The 23,371-nt window shown below is 67.4% G+C and carries 21 protein-coding genes; 14 read left to right on the top strand and 7 right to left on the bottom strand.

The window, feature by feature from the left end; translation table 11 throughout:
- Positions 1–18 precede the first annotated feature (18 nt).
- Entirely contained in the window at positions 19–711 is a 693-nt protein-coding gene (locus ACEPA4_RS09205; protein ID WP_065184946.1) for a COG3650 family protein, read from the top strand.
- A gap of 162 nt (positions 712–873) precedes the next feature.
- Here the strand turns inward: ACEPA4_RS09205 and yeiP are convergent, their stop codons facing one another.
- The 5 genes from yeiP to ACEPA4_RS09230 all read right to left on the bottom strand — a co-directional run bounded on the left by yeiP (position 874) and on the right by ACEPA4_RS09230 (position 4,445).
- The gene (gene yeiP, locus ACEPA4_RS09210) at positions 874–1,440 is read right to left on the bottom strand and encodes an elongation factor P-like protein YeiP (RefSeq protein WP_088436798.1); all 567 of its coding nucleotides are present in this window, start codon (positions 1,438–1,440) and stop codon (positions 874–876) included.
- A 48-nt stretch (positions 1,441–1,488) separates the two neighbouring features.
- Entirely contained in the window at positions 1,489–2,259 is a 771-nt protein-coding gene (locus ACEPA4_RS09215) for an SDR family oxidoreductase (RefSeq protein WP_164093552.1), read from the bottom strand.
- A 100-nt stretch (positions 2,260–2,359) separates the two neighbouring features.
- A complete protein-coding gene (locus ACEPA4_RS09220) occupies positions 2,360–3,256 on the bottom strand; it encodes a hydroxymethylglutaryl-CoA lyase (protein ID WP_262089632.1) in 897 nt (298 codons plus the stop codon).
- On the bottom strand, positions 3,253–3,654 hold the full coding sequence (locus tag ACEPA4_RS09225; RefSeq protein WP_005416368.1) for a VOC family protein: 402 nt from the start codon (positions 3,652–3,654) through the stop codon (positions 3,253–3,255). The genes ACEPA4_RS09220 and ACEPA4_RS09225 overlap by 4 nt, the downstream gene beginning before the upstream one ends.
- A gap of 2 nt (positions 3,655–3,656) precedes the next feature.
- A complete protein-coding gene (locus tag ACEPA4_RS09230; RefSeq protein ID WP_005416369.1) occupies positions 3,657–4,445 on the bottom strand; it encodes an enoyl-CoA hydratase/isomerase family protein in 789 nt (262 codons plus the stop codon).
- A gap of 119 nt (positions 4,446–4,564) precedes the next feature.
- Between ACEPA4_RS09230 and ACEPA4_RS09235 the strand changes: the two genes are divergently transcribed.
- Genes ACEPA4_RS09235 through ACEPA4_RS09245 form a run of 3 tightly spaced genes read left to right on the top strand, consistent with a single transcriptional unit; the run spans position 4,565 to position 6,926 of the window.
- Positions 4,565–4,819: a FeoA family protein gene (locus ACEPA4_RS09235; protein WP_005416370.1), complete on the top strand. Its 255-nt coding sequence runs from the start codon at positions 4,565–4,567 to the stop codon at positions 4,817–4,819.
- Positions 4,816–6,681, top strand: a complete 1,866-nt coding sequence (locus tag ACEPA4_RS09240) for a ferrous iron transporter B (RefSeq protein WP_164230309.1) — start codon at positions 4,816–4,818, stop codon at positions 6,679–6,681. Before ACEPA4_RS09235 ends, ACEPA4_RS09240 begins: the two co-directional genes overlap by 4 nt.
- Positions 6,681–6,926, top strand: coding sequence for a DUF6587 family protein (locus tag ACEPA4_RS09245; protein WP_065177612.1), 246 nt, complete (start codon positions 6,681–6,683; stop codon positions 6,924–6,926). Before ACEPA4_RS09240 ends, ACEPA4_RS09245 begins: the two co-directional genes overlap by 1 nt.
- A gap of 84 nt (positions 6,927–7,010) precedes the next feature.
- Here ACEPA4_RS09245 and ACEPA4_RS09250 read toward each other — a convergent pair whose 3' ends face one another.
- Positions 7,011–7,472 (bottom strand): DUF4304 domain-containing protein, encoded by a 462-nt coding sequence (locus ACEPA4_RS09250; protein ID WP_065177640.1) that lies wholly within the window; start codon positions 7,470–7,472, stop codon positions 7,011–7,013.
- Positions 7,473–7,663: 191 nt separating this feature from the next.
- Between ACEPA4_RS09250 and ACEPA4_RS09255 the strand changes: the two genes are divergently transcribed.
- From ACEPA4_RS09255 to ACEPA4_RS09275, 5 genes are all read left to right on the top strand, one after another.
- The gene (locus tag ACEPA4_RS09255) at positions 7,664–8,335 is read left to right on the top strand and encodes a 4-hydroxy-tetrahydrodipicolinate reductase (protein ID WP_065177613.1); all 672 of its coding nucleotides are present in this window, start codon (positions 7,664–7,666) and stop codon (positions 8,333–8,335) included.
- Between the two features lie 335 nt (positions 8,336–8,670).
- Positions 8,671–9,798, top strand: coding sequence for a glutamine-hydrolyzing carbamoyl-phosphate synthase small subunit (carA, locus tag ACEPA4_RS09260; RefSeq protein ID WP_005416375.1), 1,128 nt, complete (start codon positions 8,671–8,673; stop codon positions 9,796–9,798).
- A 148-nt stretch (positions 9,799–9,946) separates the two neighbouring features.
- On the top strand, positions 9,947–13,189 hold the full coding sequence (gene carB, locus ACEPA4_RS09265; RefSeq protein WP_065177614.1) for a carbamoyl-phosphate synthase large subunit: 3,243 nt from the start codon (positions 9,947–9,949) through the stop codon (positions 13,187–13,189).
- Between the two features lie 8 nt (positions 13,190–13,197).
- Complete coding sequence (gene greA / locus ACEPA4_RS09270) at positions 13,198–13,662, top strand: transcription elongation factor GreA (protein ID WP_026347191.1); 465 nt, start codon at positions 13,198–13,200, stop codon at positions 13,660–13,662.
- Positions 13,663–13,666: 4 nt separating this feature from the next.
- Complete coding sequence (locus tag ACEPA4_RS09275; RefSeq protein WP_065184938.1) at positions 13,667–14,584, top strand: phosphoglycerate mutase; 918 nt, start codon at positions 13,667–13,669, stop codon at positions 14,582–14,584.
- A gap of 99 nt (positions 14,585–14,683) precedes the next feature.
- On the opposite strand, the gene ACEPA4_RS09280 is transcribed toward ACEPA4_RS09275, so the two are convergent.
- A complete protein-coding gene (locus ACEPA4_RS09280; RefSeq protein WP_164093550.1) occupies positions 14,684–15,724 on the bottom strand; it encodes a DUF1176 domain-containing protein in 1,041 nt (346 codons plus the stop codon).
- A 158-nt stretch (positions 15,725–15,882) separates the two neighbouring features.
- On the opposite strand from ACEPA4_RS09280, the gene recJ reads away from it, so the two are divergent.
- The 5 genes from recJ to ACEPA4_RS09305 all read left to right on the top strand — a co-directional run bounded on the left by recJ (position 15,883) and on the right by ACEPA4_RS09305 (position 22,903).
- The gene (gene recJ / locus ACEPA4_RS09285) at positions 15,883–17,640 is read left to right on the top strand and encodes a single-stranded-DNA-specific exonuclease RecJ (protein ID WP_065185237.1); all 1,758 of its coding nucleotides are present in this window, start codon (positions 15,883–15,885) and stop codon (positions 17,638–17,640) included.
- Between the two features lie 143 nt (positions 17,641–17,783).
- On the top strand, positions 17,784–20,696 hold the full coding sequence (locus ACEPA4_RS09290; protein ID WP_262089629.1) for a DUF2135 domain-containing protein: 2,913 nt from the start codon (positions 17,784–17,786) through the stop codon (positions 20,694–20,696).
- A gap of 79 nt (positions 20,697–20,775) precedes the next feature.
- Positions 20,776–21,027: a hypothetical protein gene (locus ACEPA4_RS09295; protein ID WP_065177618.1), complete on the top strand. Its 252-nt coding sequence runs from the start codon at positions 20,776–20,778 to the stop codon at positions 21,025–21,027.
- Positions 20,950–22,075 (top strand): peptide chain release factor 2 gene (gene prfB / locus ACEPA4_RS09300; protein ID WP_111008336.1). Its coding sequence is split into 2 segments (ribosomal slippage): positions 20,950–21,024 and positions 21,026–22,075, totalling 1,125 coding nucleotides; the frame shifts between segments, so codons are not numbered across the junction. Before ACEPA4_RS09295 ends, prfB begins: the two co-directional genes overlap by 78 nt.
- 45 nt (positions 22,076–22,120) lie before the next feature.
- Positions 22,121–22,903, top strand: coding sequence for a helix-turn-helix transcriptional regulator (locus ACEPA4_RS09305; RefSeq protein ID WP_065177619.1), 783 nt, complete (start codon positions 22,121–22,123; stop codon positions 22,901–22,903).
- Positions 22,904–23,371 lie beyond the last annotated feature (468 nt).

Genomic DNA, 23,371 nt, shown 5'->3' on the forward strand with positions numbered 1-23,371 from the left:
TCGACAAGGAGTCGAGCCATGCGTGTAGTACCCAGTCTGTTGGCAGCCTCCCTGGGGTTGGTCCTGGCCGCGTGCCAGCCGGCCCAGGCACCCGCGGCGGGCAGCAATGACGCCCCGCCTGCCACGCCGCAGCCGAGCGCCAACACGGAAGGTGGCAGCGAGACCGCCTACCAGTGTGGTGATCTGAGTGTGGTCGCGACCTTCAATGGCGAGGATGCTGCCACGCTGGTGATCGGCGAGCGTGGCTTCGCCATGACCTCCGAGCGCGCGGCATCGGGCGCCAAATACAACGATGGCCTTGGCAACAGCTTCTGGACCAAGGGTAGCGATGATGGCCTGCTGAGCCTGAAGGGCGAGCCGGATCGCGAGTGCCATGCGGTGGAAGCCACCGAAGGCGATGGCAGCGCCGGCAATGCCGCGTTCCGTGCCACCGGCAATGAACCTGGATGGCTAGCAGTCGTCGATGGCGATATGCCGGGCCTGCAGGTGGAAGTTGACTACGGCGAGCGCCGCTTTGACGTGGCCAGGCCCACCCAGGGCGCTGATGGATGGAGCGGCAAGGCGTCCGACGGCACCGACGTCAAGCTCAGCTTCCAGCGCACCACCTGCCAGGACGATATGAGCGGGGAGGCGTTCGAGGCCAAGGTGATGCTGACCGTAGGTACCCGCCAGTACCACGGCTGCGGCAATTTCGGCGCGAAGCAGCCGTAAGTTACCTGTAGAGCCGAGCCCACGCTCGGCTGCAGTACCTGTCCAACCCACCGCAGCCGAGCACGGGCTCGGCTCTACACAACTAATGTCAGCGATGCGCTGCTTGCTGCCTGCGGCGAACTTGCCGCAGGCAGCGATCGGCAGGCGATCGGCGCAGGGTGCTTAGTCGGCACGGCCGGCGAATTCGCCGGTGGCGGTGTTCACCAGCACGCGCTCGCCGTTGACGATGTACTCCGGCACCATGATCTCGATGCCGGTGTTGAGCTTGGCCGGCTTCGGGCGCTTGGTGGCGGTGCCACCCTTCAGTTCCGGCGGCGTCTCGATCACTTCCAGCACCACGGAGGCCGGCAGCTGGATCGCCACCGGCTGCTCGTCGATCACCTGCACGTAGATGCCGGCCAGGCCGTCGGTGATGTAACCGGCGTCATCGCCGATCACGTCCGCATCCAGGGTGTACGGGGTGTAGTCCTCGTCATCCAGGAACACGAAGGCATCGCCGTCCTTGTACGAATAGGTGGACTGGCGGCGCAGCAGTTCGACCTCGACCAGGTTGTCGTCGGCATCGAAGCTGGCGTCGAGCTTGTTGCCGCCCGGCACGCTGTACATGATGAAGCGGAAGCGGACGTTGCCGCCGCGACCCTGAGGCGAGCTGCGCTCGATGTCGCGGATCTGGTACACGCCGTTGTTGTACTCGACGACGTTGCCCTTCTTGATGTCGTTGGCTTTCATGGTGATCTAGGTCGTTGGGGGAGGGCGCCGTCCCGGCGCCCGGGGGAATCACTTCGGAGCGAGGCGGGTAGCGCCGTCCAGGCGGATGGTCTCGCCGTTGAGGTAGGTGTTGCCAAGGATGAAGCCGACCAGGCTGGCGAAGTCTTCCGGCTTGCCCAGCCGCGGCGGGAACGGGATCGAGGCGGCCAGCGACTGCTGCACGGCTTCGGGCATGCCATCGACCATCGGCGTCCAGAACACGCCCGGGGCGATGGTATTGACGCGGATGCCGAAGCGCGACAGTTCGCGCGCCATCGGCAGCGTCATCGAGACCACGCCGCCCTTGCTGGCGGCATAGGCGGCCTGGCCGATCTGGCCTTCATAGGCAGCGATGCTGGCGGTGTTGATGATGACGCCGCGCTCGCCATCGGTGCCGGCCTCGTTGTGCTGCATGCGGTTGGCCGCGGCCTTGGCCACGTTGAAGCTGCCGACCAGGTTGACCATCACCGTGCCCTGGAAGCCGGCCAGCGGCATCGGGCCTTCTTTGCCCAGCACGCGGCCGGCGCCGAGGATGCCGGCGCAGTTCATCGCCACGTTCAGGCCGCCGAGGAAATCGTGGGCCTGGTCGATGGCTGCCGAGACGGCCGCTTCATCGCTGACGTTGACGTTGAAATAGCGGGCCTTGTCGGCACCCAGATCGGCAACGGCGGCGGCGCCCTTGACGTCGTTGAGGTCGAACAGGGCCACCTTGCCGCCCTGGGCGACGAGGTGCTGGGCCACGGCCAGGCCGAGGCCGGAGACGCCGCCAGTGATCACGGCACGTACGGAAGACAGCTGCATTGAACGGTCCTGCAGGTTCGAGAACCGCCGATTCTAACGGAAGCCGTGACCGCCGCTGTTGTGCACTGCGCCGCCGGTGCAGGGCGGCGCACTGCAGCGGTCAGCCGGCGGCGGCCAGCGCCTGGCCGGTGCGGCTGGCGGTGGCGCGACCGAGCAGGCCGGCCAGCCAGCGGCCGGTCTCGGCCAGTGCCGGCAGGTCCACGCCGCTGTCCAGGCCCAGGCCCTGCAGCAGGTAGACCACATCCTCGCTGGCGACGTTGCCGCTGGCGCCCTTGGCATACGGGCAGCCACCGGCGCCGGAGACCGCGCTGTCGACCACGCGCACGCCTTCTTCCAGGCAGGTGGCGATGTTGGCGATGGCCTGGCCGTAGGTGTCGTGGAAGTGCACGGCCAGTGCCGTCATCGGAATCTCGGCGGCAACCGCCTGCAGCATCGCCCGTGCCTTGCGCGGGGTGCCGACGCCGATGGTGTCGCCCAGTGAGATTTCGTAACAACCCATCTGGTGCAGCGCGCGCGCCACCCGCACCACGTAGGCCAGCGGCACCTCGCCCTGGTAAGGGCAGCCGAGCACGGTGGAGACGTAGCCGCGCACGCGCACGCCATCGGCGGCGGCGCGGCGCAGGATCGGCTCGAACCGGGCCAGCGATTCGTCGATGCCGGCATTGGTGTTGGTGCGGTTGAAGGCCTCGGACGCAGCGGTGAACACCGCCACTTCCTCCACGCCCACCGCGCGGGCGCGGTCGTAGCCCTGTTCGTTCGGCACCAGCACCGGGTAGTGCACGCCCGGCCTGCGCTGGATGCCGGCATAGACCTCGGCGGCGTCGGCCAGTTGCGGGATCCACTTCGGGCTGACGAAGCTGGTCGCCTCGATGCTGCGCAGGCCGGTGGCCGACAGGCGGTTGATCAGTTCGATCTTGTCGGAGGTGGACACCGACTGCTTTTCGTTCTGCAGCCCATCACGCGGGCCGACCTCGACGATGCGGACGTAATCGCTCATGCGGCTGCCCCATCGGACGGACGGTGGCAGACCGCTTCGATGTTGTTGCCGTCCGGGTCGAGCACGAAGGCGGCGTAGTAATCCGGGTGGTACCACGGGCGCAGGCCCGGGGCGCCGTTGTCGCGGCCGCCGGCGGCGAGCGCGGCGGCATGGAAGGCATCCACCTGCGCACGGCTGGCGCAGGCGAAGGCCACGTGCACGCCGTGACTGGTGGTGCCGCCATTGCCGAGCCAGAAGAACGGCTTGCCGTCGCTGCCGAAGCCGATGTGGTCGTGGTCACCGGTTTCTTCGGCGCTCACTTCCATCACGACGCCGATCTGCAGCGGCGCCAGTGCCTGCAGGAAGAAGGTCCTGCTGCGCGCCAGGTCGGCGCTGGTCAAACCAAGATGATCGAGCATGTTCAGGCTTCCGTGACCCAGTGGGGGGCGCGCTTGTCGAGGAAGGCGCCCAGGCCCTCCTGGCCCTCGGCGGAGACCCGCAGGCGCGCGATCAGGGCGGCATTATCCCGATCCAGCGCGTCGCGGTCATGGCTGTCGCGGACCTGCCGCACCAGCTGCTTGGCGGTGGACGAGGCGATCGGGCCGGCCTTGTCGAGCAGGGCCAGCTGGCGTTCCAGGGCTTCGTCCAGGCGTTCGGGCTCGACCAGCTGGTGGACCAGGCCGATGCGCAGCGCGGTGTCGGCATCGAAGTGCTCGCCGGTGGCGAACCAGCGCCGCGCCTGGCGCGGGCCGATGGCCTCGATCACGTAGGGCGAGATCACCGCCGGCAGCAGGCCGAGGCGGCTTTCGGTCAGGCCGAAGCGGGCCGAGGTGCTGGCGATGGCGATGTCGCAGCAGGCGACCAGGCCGACGCCGCCCCCGAAGGCGGCGCCATGGACCCGGGCCAGGGTCGGCTTGGGCAGCTCGTCCAGGGTGCGCATCAGCCGCGCCAGGGCCAGCGAGTCCTCGCGGTTGTCGGCCTCGCTGGCGGCGGCCATGCCGCGCATCCACTGCATGTCGGCACCGGCCGAGAAGGAAGCGCCGTGACCGGCGACCACCACGGCCCGGACCGAATCATCGCCGCCGGCGGCTTCCAGTGCGGCAGTCAGCCGGGCGATCAGGCTGGCGTCAAAGGCGTTGTGCAGCTCCGGCCGGTTCAGCCAGAGGGTGAGGACAGCGCCACGGCGCTCGATCTGCAAAGCATCGTTCATGGGATTCCAGGGTCACTCCATACCTGTATGGATCATAGCGGGCCATTGGTCATGGGCCATGACGCGACGCGGGAATGTTAGAATCGAGAACCATTTACATCCAGCAGAGAACACGCTAGATGACGCTGTCCGAACTGCCGCTGCACACCTCGGCCGTGGTCGAGTCCGTGCAGGACCTGCATGCCAACGATGCCATTGCCCGTCGCCTGCGCGAGCTGGGTTTCGTGAATGGCGAGGAAGTACGCTTGGTGGCCAAGGGCCCGGTGGGGGGCGAGCCGCTGCTGGTGCAGGTCGGGTTCACCCGGTTCGCGCTGCGGATCAGTGAAGCCAAGCGCGTCGTGGTCGACGCTGCCAGCCAGGAACGACGTGCATGACCGCCACTGTCTCCGCCTCACCGCTGCGCATCGCGCTGGTCGGGAACCCCAACAGCGGCAAGACCGCGCTGTTCAACCAGCTGACCGGCAGCCGGCAGAAGGTCGCCAACTACACCGGCGTCACCGTAGAGCGCAAGGAAGGTCGCCTGCGCGCGCCGTCCGGCCGCGAATTCGCCGTGCTCGACCTGCCGGGTGCCTACAGCCTGCATCCGGCCAGCCTGGATGAGGCGATCACCCGTGACCTGTGCCGGGGCTTCTACCCGGGCGAAGCTGCGCCGGACGTGCTGCTGTGCGTGATCGACGCCACCAACCTGCGCCTGCACCTGCGCTTCGCGCTGGAGCTGCGTGAGCTGGGCAAGCCGATGGTGGTCGCCCTGAACATGGTCGATGCGGCCCAGCGCCGTGGCATCCAGGTGGACGTGGCCGCGCTGGAGCGCGAGCTGGGCGTACCGGTGGTGGAGACCGTAGCGGTGCGCAAGCAGGGTGCCAAGGCCCTGGTCGAACGCCTTGATGCGATGGTGCCGCATCTGGATGCACCGGTGCCGGCCCCGGAAGGTGGCATCGACTACCACGCCAAGGTGCGCGAGATCCTGTCGGTCGCCGTGCGGATGCCGGCGCGGACCGCGAAGATCGACGACGCGCTGGACCGCTGGCTGCTGCACCCGGTGTTCGGGCTGATCAGCCTTGCAGTGGTGATGTTCCTGATCTTCCAGGCGGTGTACGCCTGGGCGACGCCGTTGATGGATGGCATCGAGGCTGGCTTCGCCTGGCTCGGTGCTCTCGTTGGCAGCGTGTTGCCAGAGGGTCCGCTGGCCAGCCTGCTGACCGATGGCATCATCGCCGGCGTCGGTGGCGTGGTGGTGTTCCTGCCCCAGATCCTGATCCTGTTCTTCTTCATCCTCGTGCTGGAGGAATCCGGCTACCTGCCACGTGCGGCGTTCCTGCTCGACCGCATGATGGCCGCCGCCGGCCTGTCCGGCCGCTCGTTCATCCCGCTGCTGTCCAGCTTCGCCTGCGCGGTGCCGGGCATCATGTCCACGCGCAGCATCCAGGACCCGCGTGACCGCCTGGCCACCATCCTGGTCGCACCGCTGATGACCTGCTCGGCGCGCCTGCCGGTGTACGCCCTGCTGATCGGTGCGTTCATTCCGCAGAAGACGGTGTGGGGGGTGTTCAACCAGCAGGGCCTGGTCCTGTTCGGCCTGTACGCCGCCGGCATCCTCAGTGCGCTGGCGATGTCCTGGATCATGAAGAAGTGGCGCCGCGACAAGAGCGAGCATCCGCTGATGCTGGAGCTGCCGTCGTACCGCCTGCCACATGTGCGTGACCTGGCGGTCGGCCTGTACGAGCGCGGCATGATCTTCCTAAAGCGCGTCGGCGGCATCATCCTGGCGCTGACCATCCTGCTGTGGGTGTTGCTGTCGTTCCCGGCGGCCCCGGCCGATGCCACGATGCCGGCCATCGACTACAGCTACGCCGGCCGGATCGGCCATGCGATGGCGGTGTTCTTCGCACCGCTGGGCTTCAACTGGCAGATCTGCATCGCGCTGATTCCGGGCCTGGCCGCGCGTGAGGTGGCGGTGTCTTCGCTGGCCACCGTGTATGCGCTGTCGGCCGCCGATGACGATGCCGCCAGCCAGGCGCTGACCCCGCTGATCAGCGATGGCTGGTCGCTGGCGACCGCGCTGTCGCTGCTGGTCTGGTACATCTACGCCCCGATGTGCATCTCGACGCTGGCCACCATCAAGCGTGAGACCAATTCGTGGAAGCAGATGGGCTTTGCCGCGTTCTACCTGTTTGCCGCGGCTTACGTGGCCGCGCTGATCACCTACCAGGTGACCAAGGCGCTGGGAGGCGGCTGATGGATACCGGGCTGCTGATCCAGTACCTGATCATCGCGGTGGCCGTGCTGGTCAGTGCCTGGGTGGTGCTGAAGAAGCAGTTCCCGGGCACCGTGCGCACGCTGCGCGGGGCCTTGGCGCTGGCCCTGCTGAAGCCGGGTCGCGCGGCCTGGCTGCAGGCGCTGGGGCGGAAGATCGCACCGCCGGCCAGCGGTGGGGGCGGTGCCTGTGGGGGGTGCGACAGCTGCGGGCCGACCAAGAAGTAGCGTCCAGCCATGCTCGACGGCGGCTGTCCGGAGGGTGCGAACTTTCGACCTGTCGATGCGAAGCTTGGTTCGCACGCGCCGGGTTCAGACCTCTCTGCGGATGATCGCGCGGAAGTTCCCGCCCTGATTCAATCGCCGCACCGATTCGCGGTTTCCATGGGCTGCTGCGAAACCCGCCACGTCGGCCAGGGCATCGAGCAGCAGGGCCTTCAGCGCGTCGCGGTTGCCGGCCTCCAGCAGGTCATCAAGATCCTGCTGGATGAAGGTCCGGCGCAGGCCCGGCGTTTCTTCGATCCGCCAGTCGACATGGGGCGTGGGAATGCTGGAGCGGTACCGGAAAGCCGTTTCAAGATCGTCAGGCGCGAGGGGATACGCGAGCAGCTCTGGAAAGTAGAGTCCAGCATTCACATAGAAGCCCCGGCTTTCGCTGGCGCGCTGGTGATTAACGACAAGCAGGGCGGCATCCAGCAAGCGGTAGCGCGTGGTCGACGTCCCGGCATAACCGGTCTTCCTGGCGCATTTGCTGAAGACGGTCGAGGATTTCATGGGTTTTGCCCGGGCTGAGGGAAGGGCCACAGACTTGAAGGGGAGCGTTGCCGCGTCCAGTGGCAAACCCGTCACCGCAGGGGCATGCAGCATCGCAGCGATGGCGCTTGCCGGAGCGGGCGTCCTGCCGCTAGCCTGCAGGCATGAACCAGACTCCTCTGCGATTGCTCATTCACGGTGCCTCCGGGCGCATGGGCCAGGCCCTGCTGCGGCTGGCCGCCGAACATCCCGAAACCCTGCGGATCGTGGCTGCAGTGACCGGCCGTGCGCCGGCGCAGCGCGTGGTCGATGGCGTGCCGTTCTTCGGCGCCAGTGAGCTGCCCGGTGCGCCGGTGTTCGATGTGGCGATCGACTTCAGCCTGCCGGAGGGTTTCGACCCGATGCTGGCGCTGTGCGTGGAGCGGGGTGCCGGGCTGGTGTCGGGTACCACCGGTATCTCCAGCACACAGCGCCAGGCGCTGGACGCCGCGGCGGCGAAGATCCCGCTGGTATGGGCCTCGAACTTCAGCCTGGGCGTGGCGGTACTGGACGAACTGGTGGAGCGCGCGGCGCAGGCGCTGGCCGGCTGGGACTGCGACATCGTCGAATCGCACCACACCCAGAAGAAGGACGCGCCATCGGGCACTGCATTGACCCTGGGCGCGGCCGCGCAGCGGGGCGGGGCGGAGCCGCACTACGCCAGCCTGCGCGCCGGCGACATCGTAGGCGAGCATCTGGTGCAGTTCACCGGGCTGGGCGAGCGCATCGAGCTGGTACACCGGGCCACCAATCGCGACATCTTCGCCCGCGGCGCCCTGTTTGCCGCCCGCCAGCTGCAGGGCCGGGCCCCGGGCAGCTACCGCGTGCGGGACCTGCTGCAGTAAGGCGGGCTGATTCCTGGGGCTGGATCCCTTTCCAGCGGAGAGGGCTCTGACCCCATCCGAGGGCGCCTGGGGTCAGAGCCTTTCCCATTCGGGAATGGATCCGACCCCGCCTCCGGCCCGCATACGCCGCCGGATTGAAATGAATGCGCAATCGCCTGTTCACAATGCGCGATAACCGCTGGCGTGAGCGCCCCGGCAGCGCTACAATTCGCACTCGCCGAATCACGAAAGCCGGACCGGTCCCAGACCGTACGTCCGCGCTTTTTTGCAACCGGATTTCCGTGAAGCGCAGGCGTGACTTCGGCAGCCCCCTCGGTAGCCAAAGTGAGATTCCCGTGACCCAAGCCGCAATCCTCGTCCTCGAAGACGGCACCGTATTCGAGGGCGAATCCGTAGGCGCGCCCGGCCTGTCCGTCGGTGAAGTGGTGTTCAACACCGCCATGACCGGCTATCAGGAAGTGTTGACCGACCCGTCCTACGCCCGGCAGATGGTCACGCTGACCTATCCGCATATCGGCAACACCGGCATGACCGACCAGGACGACGAAGCGTCCAAGGTGTGGTCGGCCGGCCTGATCGTGCGCGACGTTCCGCGCCGCCCCAGCAACTGGCGCAGCCAGGTGTCGCTGCAGGACTGGCTGATCCAGCGTGGCGTGGTCGCCATCGCCGGCATCGACACCCGCAAGCTGACCCGCATCCTGCGCGAGAAGGGTGCGCAGAACGGTGCGCTGATGGCCGGCGACATCGACGTGGAAAAGGCACTGGAAGCCGCCCGCAAGTTCCCGGGGCTGAAGGGCATGGATCTGGCCAAGGTCGTCACTACCGAGAAGACCTACACCTGGACCGAGGGCCAGCTGGACCTGGATGCCAACGCCTTCGTCAGCGTGCCGGCCAAGTACAAGGTCGTGGCCTACGACTTCGGCGTGAAGACCAACATCCTGCGCATGCTGGCCGAGCGCGGCTGCGAAGTGACCGTGGTGCCGGCGCAGACCCCGGCCGCCGAGGTGCTGGCACTGAAGCCGGACGGCGTGTTCCTGTCCAACGGCCCGGGTGACCCGGAACCGTGCGACTACGCCATCGAAGCGATCAAGACCTTCATCGATGTGAAGATCCCGACCTTCGGCATCTGCCTGGGCCACCAGCTGCTCGGCCTGGCCTCGGGCGCGCAGACCATGAAGATGGGCCACGGCCACCACGGTGCCAACCATCCGGTGCAGGACCTGGACAGCGGCCGGGTGATGATCACCTCGCAGAACCACGGTTTCGCGATCGATGAAGCAACCCTGCCGCCGACCCTGCGCGTGACCCACCGTTCGCTGTTCGACGGCACCAACCAGGGCGTGGCCCGCACCGACGTGCCGGCGTTCTCGTTCCAGGGCCATCCGGAAGCGTCGCCGGGCCCGCACGACGTCGGCCCGCTGTTCGACCGCTTCGTGGTGCTGATGGAGCAGGCCAAGGCGTGATCAGTACGCCGCCGGCCTGCCGGTGGCGTCGCGATGGACCGTAAACCCCGCATCGCTGCTGCCCCCGGCGCGGTGCTGCGGATCAAGATTCCTGATCGACAGCGTGCGATCACCCCCCTTGTCACGCTGTACTGACTTAGAGAAGAAAATGCCCAAGCGCACTGACCTCAAGACCATCCTCATCATCGGTGCTGGCCCGATCGTCATCGGCCAGGCCTGCGAGTTCGACTACTCCGGTGCCCAGGCCTGCAAGGCCCTGCGTGACGAGGGTTACCGCGTGGTGCTGGTCAACAGCAACCCGGCCACGATCATGACCGACCCGGAGATGGCCGACGCCGTCTACATCGAGCCGATCAACTGGCAGACGGTCGAGAAGATCATCGCCAAGGAAAAGCCCGATGCGCTGCTGCCGACCATGGGTGGCCAGACCGCGCTGAACTGCGCGCTGGACCTGGCCGACCACGGCGTGCTGGAGAAGTACAACGTCGAACTGATCGGCGCCAAGCGCGAAGCGATCCGCATGGCCGAAGACCGCGAGCTGTTCCGCGTGGCCATGGGTGAGATCGGCCTGGAGTGCCCGACCGCCGCCGTCGCCCACACCCTGGACGAAGCGCTGGAAATCCAGACCCGCGTCGGCTATCCGACCATCATCCGCCCCAGCTTCACCCTGGGCGGCAGCGGTGGCGGCATCGCCTACAACCGCGAAGAGCTGGTCGAGATCGTCAGCCGCGGCCTGGAACTGTCGCCGACCACCGAAGTGCTGGTGGAAGAGTCGGTGCTGGGCTGGAAGGAATTCGAGATGGAAGTGGTCCGCGATACCGCGGACAACTGCATCATCGTCTGCTCGATCGAAAACCTGGACCCGATGGGCGTGCACACCGGTGACTCGATCACCGTGGCTCCGGCCCAGACCCTGACCGACAAGGAATACCAGCGCCTGCGCGATGCCTCCATCGCCGTGCTGCGCAAGATCGGCGTCGATACCGGTGGCTCGAACGTGCAGTTCGGCATCAACCCGAAGACCGGCCGCGTGGTCGTCATCGAGATGAACCCGCGCGTGTCGCGTTCCTCGGCGCTGGCTTCCAAGGCCACCGGCTTCCCGATCGCCAAGGTCGCCGCCAAGCTGGCCGTGGGCTACACCCTGGACGAACTGAAGAACGAAATCACCGGCGGCCTGACCCCGGCCTCGTTCGAGCCGTCCATCGACTACGTCGTCACCAAGATCCCGCGCTTCGCCTTCGAGAAGTTCCCGGCCGCCGATGCCCGCCTGACCACCCAGATGAAGTCGGTGGGCGAGGTGATGGCGATGGGCCGCACCTTCCAGGAGTCGGTGCAGAAGGCCCTGCGTGGCCTGGAAACCGGCAAGGTCGGCTTCGACCCGACCGGCCTGGACCTGGGCAACGAAGACGACCTGCAGACCCTGCGTCGCGAGCTGAAGGCGCCGGGCCCGGAGCGCCTGTTCTATGTGGCCGATGCGTTCCGCGCCGGCATGAGCGTGGAAGAGATCTACGCACTGTCGTTCATCGATCACTGGTTCCTGGACCAGATCGAGGAAATCATCGCGGCCGAAGCCGAAGTCGCTGCCGGCGGCATCGATGCGCTGGATGCCGCACGCCTGCGCAAGCTGAAGCGCGCTGGCTTCTCCGACGCGCGCCTGGCGCAGCTGACCGGCACCAACGAAGCCGCCATCCGCGCGCTGCGTCGTGCGCACAAGGTGCGCCCGGTCTACAAGCGCGTGGACTCCTGTGCCGGTGAGTTCTCCACCGGTACCGCCTACCTGTACTCGACCTACGAGGACGAGTGCGAGGCCGCGCCGAGCAACCGCGACAAGATCATGATCCTGGGCGGTGGCCCGAACCGCATCGGCCAGGGCATCGAGTTCGACTACTGCTGCGTGCACGCGGCACTGGCGCTGCGCGAGGATGGCTATGAAACCATCATGGTCAACTGCAACCCGGAAACCGTGTCGACCGACTACGACACCTCCGACCGCCTGTACTTCGAGCCGCTGACCCTGGAAGACGTGCTGGAAATCGTCGAACTGGAACAGCCGAAGGGCGTGATCGTGCAGTACGGCGGCCAGACCCCGCTGAAGCTGGCGCGCGCGCTGGAAGCCAACGGCGTGCCGGTGATTGGCACCAGCCCGGACTCGATCGACCTGGCCGAAGACCGCGAGCGCTTCCAGCAGCTGGTGGACAAGCTGGGCCTGAAGCAGCCGCCGAACCGCATCGCCCGCAATGATCAGGAAGCCCTGCTGCTGGCCCGCGAGATCGGCTACCCGCTGGTGGTGCGCCCGAGCTACGTGCTGGGCGGCCGTGCCATGGAAATCGTCTACGGCGAAGCCGACCTGGCCCGTTACGTGCGCGACGCTGTGAAGGTGTCCAACGATTCGCCGGTGCTGCTGGACCGCTTCCTCGACAATGCTGTCGAGTGCGACGTCGACATCATTGCCGACAAGGATGGCAACGTCCTGATCGGTGGCGTGATGGAGCACATCGAAGAAGCTGGCGTGCACTCGGGCGATTCCTCGTGCTCGCTGCCGCCGTATTCGCTGTCGGCTGAAACCCAGGCCGAACTGCGCCGCCAGGTGGTGGAGCTGGCCAAGGCCCTGAACGTGGTCGGCCTGATGAACACCCAGTTCGCGATCCAGACCAGCGACGAGGGTGCCGACACCATCTACCTGCTGGAAGTGAACCCGCGTGCCTCGCGCACCGTGCCGTTCGTGTCCAAGGCCACCGGCATGGCGCTGGCGAAGATCGCCGCCCGTTGCATGGCTGGCAAGAGCCTGGCCGAGCAGGGCGCGACCAAGGAAATCGTGCCGGACTACTACTCGGTGAAGGAAGCGATCTTCCCGTTCGCCAAGTTCCAGGGCGTCGATCCGATCCTCGGGCCGGAGATGCGCTCCACCGGCGAGGTGATGGGCGTCGGCCGCACCTTCAACGCCGCCTTTGCGCGTGCGCAGGAAGCCGGTGGCATCAAGGCACCGCCGGTCGGCAAGGCCTTCGTCTCGGTCCGCGACCCGGACAAGAAGCGCGTGCTGCCGGTGGCCAAGGCGCTGCTGGCGCGTGGCTACAGCCTGGTCGCCACCCGTGGCACCGCCGCGTGGCTGCAGCAGCACGGCATGGACTGCGAGATCATCAACAAGGTGGTCGAAGGCCGTCCGCACATCGTCGACTCGATCAAGAACGGCGAGATCGTCTACATCGTCAACACGACCGAAGGTCGTTCGGCGATCAACGACTCGTTCTCGATCCGCCGCGAGGCGCTGCAGCATCGCGTCACCTACTCGACCACCATTGCCGGCGCCAAGGCGCTGGTGGATTCACTGGAATTCCGCGGCACCGGCCCCGTCTGGTCGCTGCAGGAGCTGCACAAGGAGTTGAATGCATGAGAGCCCCCATCACCATGAAGGGCGCGCAGAAGCTGCGCGACGAACTGGATCACCTGAAGTCGGTCAAGCGCCCGAAGGTCATCGCCGCCATTGCCGAAGCGCGTGAGCACGGTGACCTGAAGGAGAATGCCGAGTACCACGCCGCGCGCGAGGAACAGGGCTTCATCGAAGGCCGCATCAAGCAGCTGGAGGGCGAGCTGTCGCACGCCGAGATCATCGACGTGAGCAAGCTCAATGCCGGCTCCAAGGTGGTGTTCGGCGCCAGCGTGACGCTGGCCGACGTGGAAACCGACGAAGAGAAGAAGTACCAGATCGTCGGTGACCTGGAAGCGGACATCAAGCTGGGCCTGATCGCGATTTCCTCGCCGGTGGCGCGGGCGATGATCGGCAAGCTGGAAGGCGATTCGATCGTGATCGACGCCCCGGCCGGCCAGCGCGAGTACGAGATCGTCAGCGTCAGCTACGTGGACTGACCGCGTGGCGACGGCGACCCTGCTGTTGCCTGCACGCAGCCGCTTTGCCGCGGCTGCGCTGCCGGACGATGTGGCACGCGCGCTCGGCCGTGCCACGACGGTGCAGGTCGTGCCGGGCGAGCGCGCGCAGCTGACACGCCATTTCTCGGTTGCCGCGCCGCACTGGCCGGTGGCCGCGTTGACCCGCCAGCGCGACGTCGGCGATGCCGCCGGCGCCAGCTGGCTGCGTGCCGATCCGGCCTGCATGGTGCCGGACATGCACGGCGCGCGGATGATGGCCTACGGCGAAACACTGCGGCCGACGCTGGCCGACAGCCTCGCGTTGCTGCCGGTGCTGCAGCCATTGTTCGCCGATGCCGGCTTCGTGCTCGACGCACCCGATCCCTCGCGCTGGTACCTGCGGCTGCCGATCGACAGCGAGCTGCCGGACTTCGACAGCCCCGACGAGGTCCTCGGCGATGACCTGTTCTCGCATCTGCCCGAAGGCGAGGGCGGTCGTCGCTGGCGGGCGCTGATGACCGAGGCGCAGGTGCTGCTGCACAACCATTCCTGGAACCAGCAGCGTGCCGCACAGGGACAACAGCCGATCAATTCGCTGTGGTTCTGGGGCGGTGGCGTGATGCCGGTGTCGGTCAGCACGCCGCACGCGCAGGTGCGCAGCCGGGACGCGCTGCTGCAGGGCCTGGCCCTGGCGGCTGGTGTGGCCGTGGATGGCGAGCAGGCGGTGGATGCGCTGGTCGACCTGCGCCAGCTGCGCTCTTTGCAGCAGCTCGGCAATGATGCGATCCGGCCGCTGCTGGCCGCGCTCAAGCGTGGCGAACTGCAGCGGCTGGTACTGGACTTCGAGGACGGCCTGCAGTTCCAGCTGGACCGTGGCCAGCGCTGGCAGTTCTGGAAGAAGCCGCGCCAGCTGCACGACTGACCGGGGTCGGATCCGTTTTCCATCGGAAAACGGCTCTGACCCCCCAGGGTTTGTCGGGGTTGCCGGCCAGCGGTCGGCACTACCGCAGGTAGCGGCGCCTCAACGGACCTCGCTGACCACCGTCGGCAGCGTCCAGTGCCCACCCGCAACGCCCCGGCACTGCCCGGTGGTGAACTCGCTGCTCTTCACGAATCGCGCGCCATCCCAAGCCCAGTCGTGGCCGGAGAAGCAGTCACCGACGCCGCGCCCACGGAAGCGACCGCTCAACGTAGCGTCGTCGCGATCGAAGTCTTCTGCATCGGACGTGACGAAGCGTGCTTCGTACGGCGGCTTGTCCTGCACTACCCAGTAGCCGCTGCTGAAGTTGTAGGCACCCACGAAGCAGCTGGTGCTTGCCAGCACATGTTGGGTGTCCAGTCGCTGGATCTCGATTTCATCTGTCCCGCCCTCGCTCAGGTGGCCGCACTCATCCGGCTTGGGCAGGCTGGCGATCAGTGCCTTGCGCAGGCCCGGTGCTTTCGCCAGTGCCGCGTCCGAGGCGCGCGGTGCCACCAGCGTGCCGCGCACGATCACTGGCACCGGCAACGCCGCAGGCACGCTTGCTTCGGGCTTGTCGCCACGCCGCACCAGCGCACCGGGGGTGCCCAGCCGGCCCTGTGCCTCGTCCATCTTCAGCAGTACGGCCGCTGCACCGCGGTCGGAGATCGGCCAGGCCTTGCCCTTGCCGTCGATGATCTCGATGCGTGCCTGGCGCGGCAGTGCGGCGACCAGTGCATCGGTCTGTGCCTGCTGCAACAACACTTTGTCCCCGTCGCCGGTGTCGCGCACCGGGCCCAGGTCCTTGCCGTTCAGGCGCAGGCGCAGTGCCCCGGTCGGCGTCGGGCTTTCGCCATCCTCGCCATTGCGCAGCCGCGCGATCACCTTCGCACCCGGGCCGCCGGCGCGCTCAAGCATCAGGCTGAGCAGGTTGCCGGGTTCTTCCGGACTGTAGCCGGCGGCGCGGCAGGTGCGGGTGTTGTCACAGGCCAGCGACCAGTCGTTGTGTTCGAATTCGACCCCGGGCCTGGGCTCAGGCGTCGCGGAGTGGGCGGCCGGGGCCACGGTGAGTGCCATCAGCGCGGTCAGCAGGGTGCGGGTCATGGATGGAAGTCCGTTCCAGGGCAGGCAAGCATGGAAGATGCGGTCGTGAAATCCAAATGCTGCTGGCCGAAGAGCCAGGTTGCCTCGTCAGCAGCGGCAGCCGACCGGGGGAGCGGTGCACGTTATGATGTGCGGGTCTTTCGTAACCGGCGATGCCGATGTCCCTTGCCGCCGATGCTGCGCAGCCGCCCTCTGATACACCGCTGATCCGCCGCCGCGATGCGGTCGTGCCCGGCAGCTGGCCAGAGGGCACGCTGCCATTGCTGGCCAGACTCTATGCCAGCCGTGGTGCGGGAACGCCAGAGCTGGCGCTGCCGAAACTGGGCAGCCTACACGCGCCCGAGCTGCTGACCGGTATCGATGATGCAGTGGGCCTGCTGATCGAAGCCATCGCCAACGACAAGCGCATCCTGGTGGTCGGCGATTTCGATTGCGATGGCGCCACCGCCTGTGCGGTCGGCGTGCGTGGCCTGCGCATGCTCGGCGCGCAACACGTCTTCCACGCGGTGCCGAACCGCATGGTGCATGGCTATGGCCTGTCACCGTCGCTGGTGGAAGAGTTGGCCGCGCTGCAGCCGGACCTGCTGGTCACGGTCGACCACGGTATTGCCTGCCATGCCGGTGTCACCGCGGCCAAGGCGCGCGGCTGGCAGGTGCTGGTCACCGACCACCATCTGCCGGGGCCGCAGCTGCCGCCGGCCGACGTGATCGTCGATCCCAACCTGGATGGCGATGCCTTCCCCAGCAAATCGCTGGCCGGTGTTGGTGTGATCTTCTATGTGCTGATGGCGCTGCGCCGGCATATGCGCGAGGCCGGCGTCTTCGCAGATGGCAAGGGGCCGGACCTGACCACGCTGCTGGATCTGGTGGCGGTGGGCACCGTTGCGGACCTGGTAGCGCTGGACCCGAACAACCGTGCGCTGGTCAGCGCAGGCCTGCGCCGTCTGCGCGCAGGGCAGGGCTGTGTCGGCCTGCGAGCACTGATCGAAGCCAGTGGCCGGGATGCCGCGCGACTGACCGCCACCGACATCGGCTTCGCACTCGGCCCGCGCCTGAACGCGGCGGGCCGGCTGGAAGACATGGCGCTGGGCATCGCGCTGCTGCTCACCGAAGATCCGCGCCAGGCGCGCGAGATCGCGCAGACGCTGGAGCAGATCAACGCAGAACGCCGCGCGGTGCAGCAGTCGATGACCGACGATGCCGAGCAGGCCCTGACCCGCGTGGTGCTGGACATGGCCGGGCAACGGCCGGTGGCCGCCTGCCTGTTTGATGCCGACTGGCATCCCGGTGTGGTCGGCCTGGTCGCTTCGAAGATGAAGGATCGCCTGCATCGCCCGGTAATTGCCTTCGCTCCGGCCGAACCGGGCGCCGACACGCTGCGTGGCTCTGCGCGCTCGATTCCCGGGCTGCACATCCGTGACGCGCTGGCGCTGGTCGATGCGCGCCATCCGGGCCTGATCGACCGCTTCGGCGGTCACGCCATGGCGGCCGGCCTCAGCCTGCGGCTTGACCACGTTGATGACTTCAAGGCCGCCTTCGTCGCCGTGGTGCTGGAAATGCTCGACCCGGCGGCACTGCAGCAGCAGGTGCTCAGCGACGGCGAACTGGCCGCGGACGAGCTCGATCATCGCCACGCCGATGCGCTGCGGTTGGCCGGCCCATGGGGCCAGGGCTTCCCCGAACCCCTGTTCGACGGCCACTTCGAAGTGGCCAACTGGCGCGTGCTGAAGGAGCGCCACCTGAAGCTGGAACTGCGCCTGCCGGGCGTGCCTGGCACGATCAACGCGATCCACTTCGGCGGCTGGCACGGCAATGCGCCCGGCCGACACGTGCACCTCGCCTACCGGCTGGCCTGCGACGACTATCGCGGCGGCAGCGCCATCCAGCTGATCGTGGAGCACTGCCTGCCCGCCTGAGAAAAAGGGGACGGAGGGGATTAAGTCGCAACTGGCAAACAGGGCATAAGCGACTTAATTCCCTCCGTCCCCTTTTTGGGTCTCCCAACCCCGTTACGGCTGCTGGTGCGTTCAAGGGTCCACGATCCCACTGGAGTCCGGTCATGGTCTTCGCCCGTTGCTGCATTGTGTTGTTGCTGGCCCTTGCGGCCTGGCCCGCTGGCGCGCAGTCGCCGCCGATCTCCCGGCCGCAGGCCGCCACGCCGCTGCTGATCGCACCGGCGGCTGAGCAGGCGGTCCAACTGCGACACGCCCGCATCGAGGGCGGGGTCCAGGCGGGCATCGCCCAGACCCGGATCATCCTGGAATTCCACAACCCGAACCGGCGCGTGCTGGAGGGCGAGCTGCAGTTCCCCCTGGCCGATGGCCAGCAGATCAGCGGCTTCGCGCTGGATATCAACGGCGAGATGCGTGACGCGGTGCCGGTGCCGAAGGACCGCGGCCGCCAGGTGTTCGAGGAGATTGCCCGCCGCAGCGTTGACCCGGGCCTGCTGGAACAGACCGCCGGCAACCAGTTCCGCCTGCGCATCTATCCGCTGCCGGCCGGCGGCAGCCGGCGCGTGCAGCTGGTGATCCGCGAGCCGTTGGCCTTCGCCGGCCAAGGCTGGCAGTGGACGCTGCCGCTGCAGTTTGCCGCCGGTGCAGCCTCGGTTGAACTGAAACTGCAGGCACCTGGCACGACCACCGCAGGTACGGCGCCATTCCGCATCAGCGCGGGCCAGCTGCAGTGGCAGGGCAAGGGGGCGCAGCTGCCGAAGCAGCTGCAGTGGGATCTGCCGGCGACCCGCCAGGCACAGGTGCAGGTGGCGCCCTGGCAGGATGGCCACTATCTGCTGGCGCAGCTGCCGGTGGCGGCCAGCAGCACGCCGCGCAAACTGCCGAGCGAAATCGGCCTGCTGTGGGATGGCTCCGGTTCGGCGGGCCAGCGCGATCACACACGTGAGTTCGCCCTGCTGGATCGCTATTTCGCTGCGCTGCGCGACGGCACCGTGGCCTTGACCGTGCTGCGCGATCGCGCCGAGCCGGTGCGTCGCTTCCGCATCCGCGCCGGCAACTGGAGTGAACTGCGCGCAGCCCTGCAGGCCGTGCTCCCGGACGGTGCCAGCGCGCTGGCACAGTGGCAGCCGCAGCCGGGCGTGAAGGAATACCTGCTGGTCAGCGATGGCCTGCTGACCTATGGCCCGGAACAGCTACCGGCGATGGCATCCGATCAGCGCCTGTTTGCGGTCAGCAGTGCGGGTGCGCGCACCGATGCCGTGCGACTGCGTGGTTGGAGTGAGGCGCATGGCGGTCGCTTCATCGCGCTGGGCAAGGATGTCGATGCGGCGGCGCACGCGTTGCTGGCGTCGCCGATGGATGTGCAGGTCGATGCGGGACGCGGCGTGCAGGATGTAGTGATCGATCGCCGCAGTGAAGCCCACGGCTGGCTGTGGCTGCACGCACGACTGGCAGCCGACGGTGTGCCGATGCGGGTGCGCGTGGGCGACGGCGAGTGGGAAGCGCTGCCAGCGACGCAGAAGAGCAAGGACGGTGAACTGCTGGCCGGTTTGTGGGCGCAGGCGCGCCTGCAGCAGCTGGCCGCCGACCGTCGTGGCAACCGCGAGGCGATGCAGCGCCTGTCACAACGGTTTGGCCTGGTGGGGCCGGATACCTCGCTGATCGTGCTGGAGACGTTGGAGGACTACCTGCGCTATGCGATCCGTCCTTCGGGCACGCTGCGCGCGGAGTACGACGCCAGGTTTGCAGTGCAGGTCAGGGATCGCGCCGCTGGGGATCGCCAGCGCCTGGATGAAGTGGCCGCCCGCTGGAAGGAGCGCCAGCAGTGGTGGAGCCGTAGCTGGCCGAAGGATGCGCCGCCGCAGGCCAAGGAAATGGCGCTGGACGTTGCATCCGCAGACTACGCAACCGAATCCGCACCCGTGGCGATGCTGGCAGCCCCTGCACCTGCTGCTCCGCCCGCCCCTGCACCGACGGCAGCAGCGGCCGAGCAGCGTATGCAGGCCGCCAGCGCACGCGCGCGTCGTCCGGCGCCCGCGTCGGAGAATGCACTGGATGCGATTGTGGTCACCGGCGGCACGGTCGATGCCGCTGCGGCCGCCAACGATGGCCAGCTCGGCATCCAGCTGGCGGCCTGGCAGCCGGACTCGGCCATCGCCCGGCGCCTGCGCCAGGGCCCGCCGTCGCAGCTCTATGACCGCTATCTGGCCGAGCGCGATGCCCACGCCGACAGCAGCGCCTTCTTCCTCGATGTGGCCGACCTGCTGCTGGAGCAGGGCCAGCGCGAGCTGGCACTGCGGGTGCTGTCGAACCTGGCCGAAATGGATCTGAATAACCGCCACCTGCTGCGCGTGCTCGGTTACCGACTGATGCAGGCCGATGCTCCCGCACTGGCGGTGCCGGTGTTCGAGCAGGTGCTGGCGATGGGCCAGGAAGAACCGCAGAGCTTCCGCGACCTGGGCCTGGCGCTGGCAGCGGCCGGCAAGCCACAGCAGGCACTGGCGCCGCTGTACCAGGTGGTGGTGCGGCCGTGGGACAGCCGCTTCGATGGCATCGCCCTGATCGCGCTGGATGAGCTGACCAACCTGGTGGCCGGCAGCACGCCCCGGCTGGATACCACCGGCATCGACCCGCGCCTGTTGCAGGCGATGCCGCTGGACCTGCGCGTGGTGCTGTCGTGGGACGCCGACAACAGCGACATGGACCTGTGGGTAACCGACCCGAACGGCGAGCGCGCCTACTACGGCAACCGGCTGACCTACCAGGGCGGGCAGATGTCGCAGGACTTCACCGGCGGCTATGGCCCCGAACAGTTCTCGCTGCGCAACGCCAAGCCGGGCAAGTACAAGGTGGAGGCGAACTACTTTGGCAGCCGCCAGCAACAGGTCACCGGCGCGACGACACTGATGCTGCGTCTGACCACTCATTGGGGCACGGCCAAGCAGAAGGATCAGATGGTGACGATGCGACTGAAGGACCGTGCCGAGACCGTGCTGGTGGGCGAGTTCGAGGTTAAATAGTCAACTGCCCCAAATGGCCGTCCGAGGGTGGGCCAAGGAAGACCCTCGTCGACGCCGCTCTGGGGCAAGGAGGCCCTGTGTGGGGGCGGCTGCAGCCTGGCTGGCTCCCCGCGCCAAGGCGGGTACCGCCTGCCTGAATGCAGCGCCGACGCATCACGCTCGCGCCTCCCCGGCGCAGGCCCAGGCCCTCATTCCGGGCGCCCACGGCCTGCGGTATCATTACCAGTCATCTTTTGAATGCATAACCGCCGACATGATCGAACTGAATCCTGTCCGCCAGCGCATCACCGATCTGACCGATCGCGTGCTGTCGCTTCGGGGGTATCTTTGACTACGACGCCAAGAAAGAGCGTCTTGAAGAAGTAACGCGGGAGCTGGAAAGCCCCGACGTCTGGAACAACGCCGAGTACGCCCAGAACCTGGGCCGCGAGCGTTCCAGCCTGGAAAAGACCGTGGGCGGGATCGCCTCGGTGCTCGATGGCCTGAACGACGCCACTGAACTGCTGGAGCTGGCCGAGTCCGAGCAGGACGAGGAGACCGCACTGGCGGTGGTCGCCGACCTCGACAAGCACCAGGCGCACGTGGAGAAGCTGGAGTTCCAGCGCATGTTCTCCGGCGAGATGGACAATGCGGCGGCGTTCGTCGACATCCAGGCCGGTGCCGGTGGTACCGAAGCCCAGGACTGGGCCGAGATCCTGCTGCGCATGTACCTGCGCTGGTGCGAATCGCGCGGCTGGAAGACCGAGCTGATGGAAGTCTCCGGTGGCGACGTCGCCGGCATCAAGTCGGCCACGCTGCGCGTGGAAGGCGACTATGCCTATGGCTGGCTGAAGACCGAGACCGGCGTGCACCGCCTGGTGCGCAAGTCGCCGTTCGACTCCGACAACCGCCGCCACACCAGCTTCACCTCGGTGTTCGTGTCGCCGGAAATCGATGACAACATCGACATCACCATCAACCCGGCCGACCTGCGTACCGACGTGTACCGCTCGTCCGGTGCCGGTGGCCAGCACGTGAACAAGACCGAGTCGGCGGTGCGTATCACCCACATCCCGACCAACATCGTTGTGGCGTGCCAGACCGGCCGCAGCCAGCACCAGAACCGCGACAACGCGATGAAGATGCTGGCCGCCAAGCTGTACGAGCTGGAGATCCAGAAGCGCAACGCCGAGAAGGACGCGGTGGAAGCCACCAAGTCCGACATCGGCTGGGGCAGCCAGATCCGCAACTACGTGCTGGACCAGAGCCGTATCAAGGACCTGCGTACCGGCATCGAGCGTTCGGATACGCAGAAGGTGCTGGACGGCGACCTGGACGAGTTCGTCGAGGCCAGCCTGAAGGCCGGTTTGGCCGTGGGCTCCAAGCGCGCCGATGCCTGATCGACGCGCCTGCGCGGATATCATCGCCTTCCGCAGCGGAGGGCGATGATGCGCAGCGAAAGTGAACGCAAGGAACTCGGTAGCTTCCTGAAGGCCTGCCGCGCCCGTGTCGACCCCGCCACGCTCGGCCTCCCGGCCGGGCGGCGGCGCACCCCGGGCCTGAAGCGCGAGGAAGTGGCGCTGGCCATCGGGGTCAGTGTCAGCTGGTACACCTGGATCGAGCAGGGCCGTGAAGTGCGCGCCTCGCCCGAAGTGCTCGAGCGCCTGGCCAAGGTGCTGCGCATGAGCGACGACGAACGCGCCTATGCATTCGCGCTGTCCGGCTATGGCGTACCGCTGGAATCGCCGGACGAGAGCGTGACCGACGGCCTGCGCCAGCTGGTCGAAGCGATGCAGCCGATCCCGGCCTATGTGCGCAACACCCGGTTCGATATCCTGGCCTGGAACCCGGCCATCGCCGATCTGTTCGTGGACTACAGCCAGCTGGCGCCGCATGAGCGCAACACGCTGCGGCTGATGTTCCTGTACCCGCCGTACCGCACGCTGATCCTCAACTGGGAAGAAATGACCCGCGGCCTGCTGGCCGGCTTCCGCGCGGCGATGGCGCAGGCGCCGGACAAGGCGCCGTTCCTGGCGCTGGTGGAGGACATCGCCGCGCACAGCGAGGCGTTCCGGCGGTGGTGGCCGGAGCACGACGTGCGGCGGTTCGATGAAGGTGCGAAGAAGCTCAACCATCCCACGCGGGGATTGCTGGACCTGCAGTACGTGGCGCTGGTGCCGGAGAGCCGGCACGACCTTTCCCTGGTGACCTACCTGCCGCGAAAGTAGGGGTGTTCGGCAGGGCTTGCAGCCCTGCACCCGCAGAGGCCGAGCAACAGCAACAGCAACAGCGGGCATTCCGTTGGATGGCGGGGCGGTGTGGGTTGGCAGGACACGCCGTAAACCCGTCCATGGGGGCTCGATGGCGCCATCCATGGCGCCAACGGTCCTGCCAACCCACACCGCCCCACCTCTGACAATTTCCCGCGGCTGTTGGCAGGTGTCGACCTTGGTCGACACATCTGTCAGATATCGAAAGAAATTCCGGGGTCAGATCCGTTTTCCCAGGGAAAACGGATCTGACCCCAAGAGTATTTCCAACAGATCGCGGAAAACTGTCGAAGGCGGGGTGGGCCCGGTTGCGGGGGCGTGAGCGCCATGGATGGCGCGACCGAGGCTACATGGGTGAGGGCGCTTTGCTTGCGAAGCACTGCTTCGCAAGCGCCCGAACGCCCAGCCGCCGGCGGCTGGGCCGGA

Origin of the sequence: Stenotrophomonas sp. P2112 (assembly GCF_041897515.1) — a bacterium.
Lineage (GTDB): Bacteria > Pseudomonadota > Gammaproteobacteria > Xanthomonadales > Xanthomonadaceae > Stenotrophomonas > Stenotrophomonas sepilia.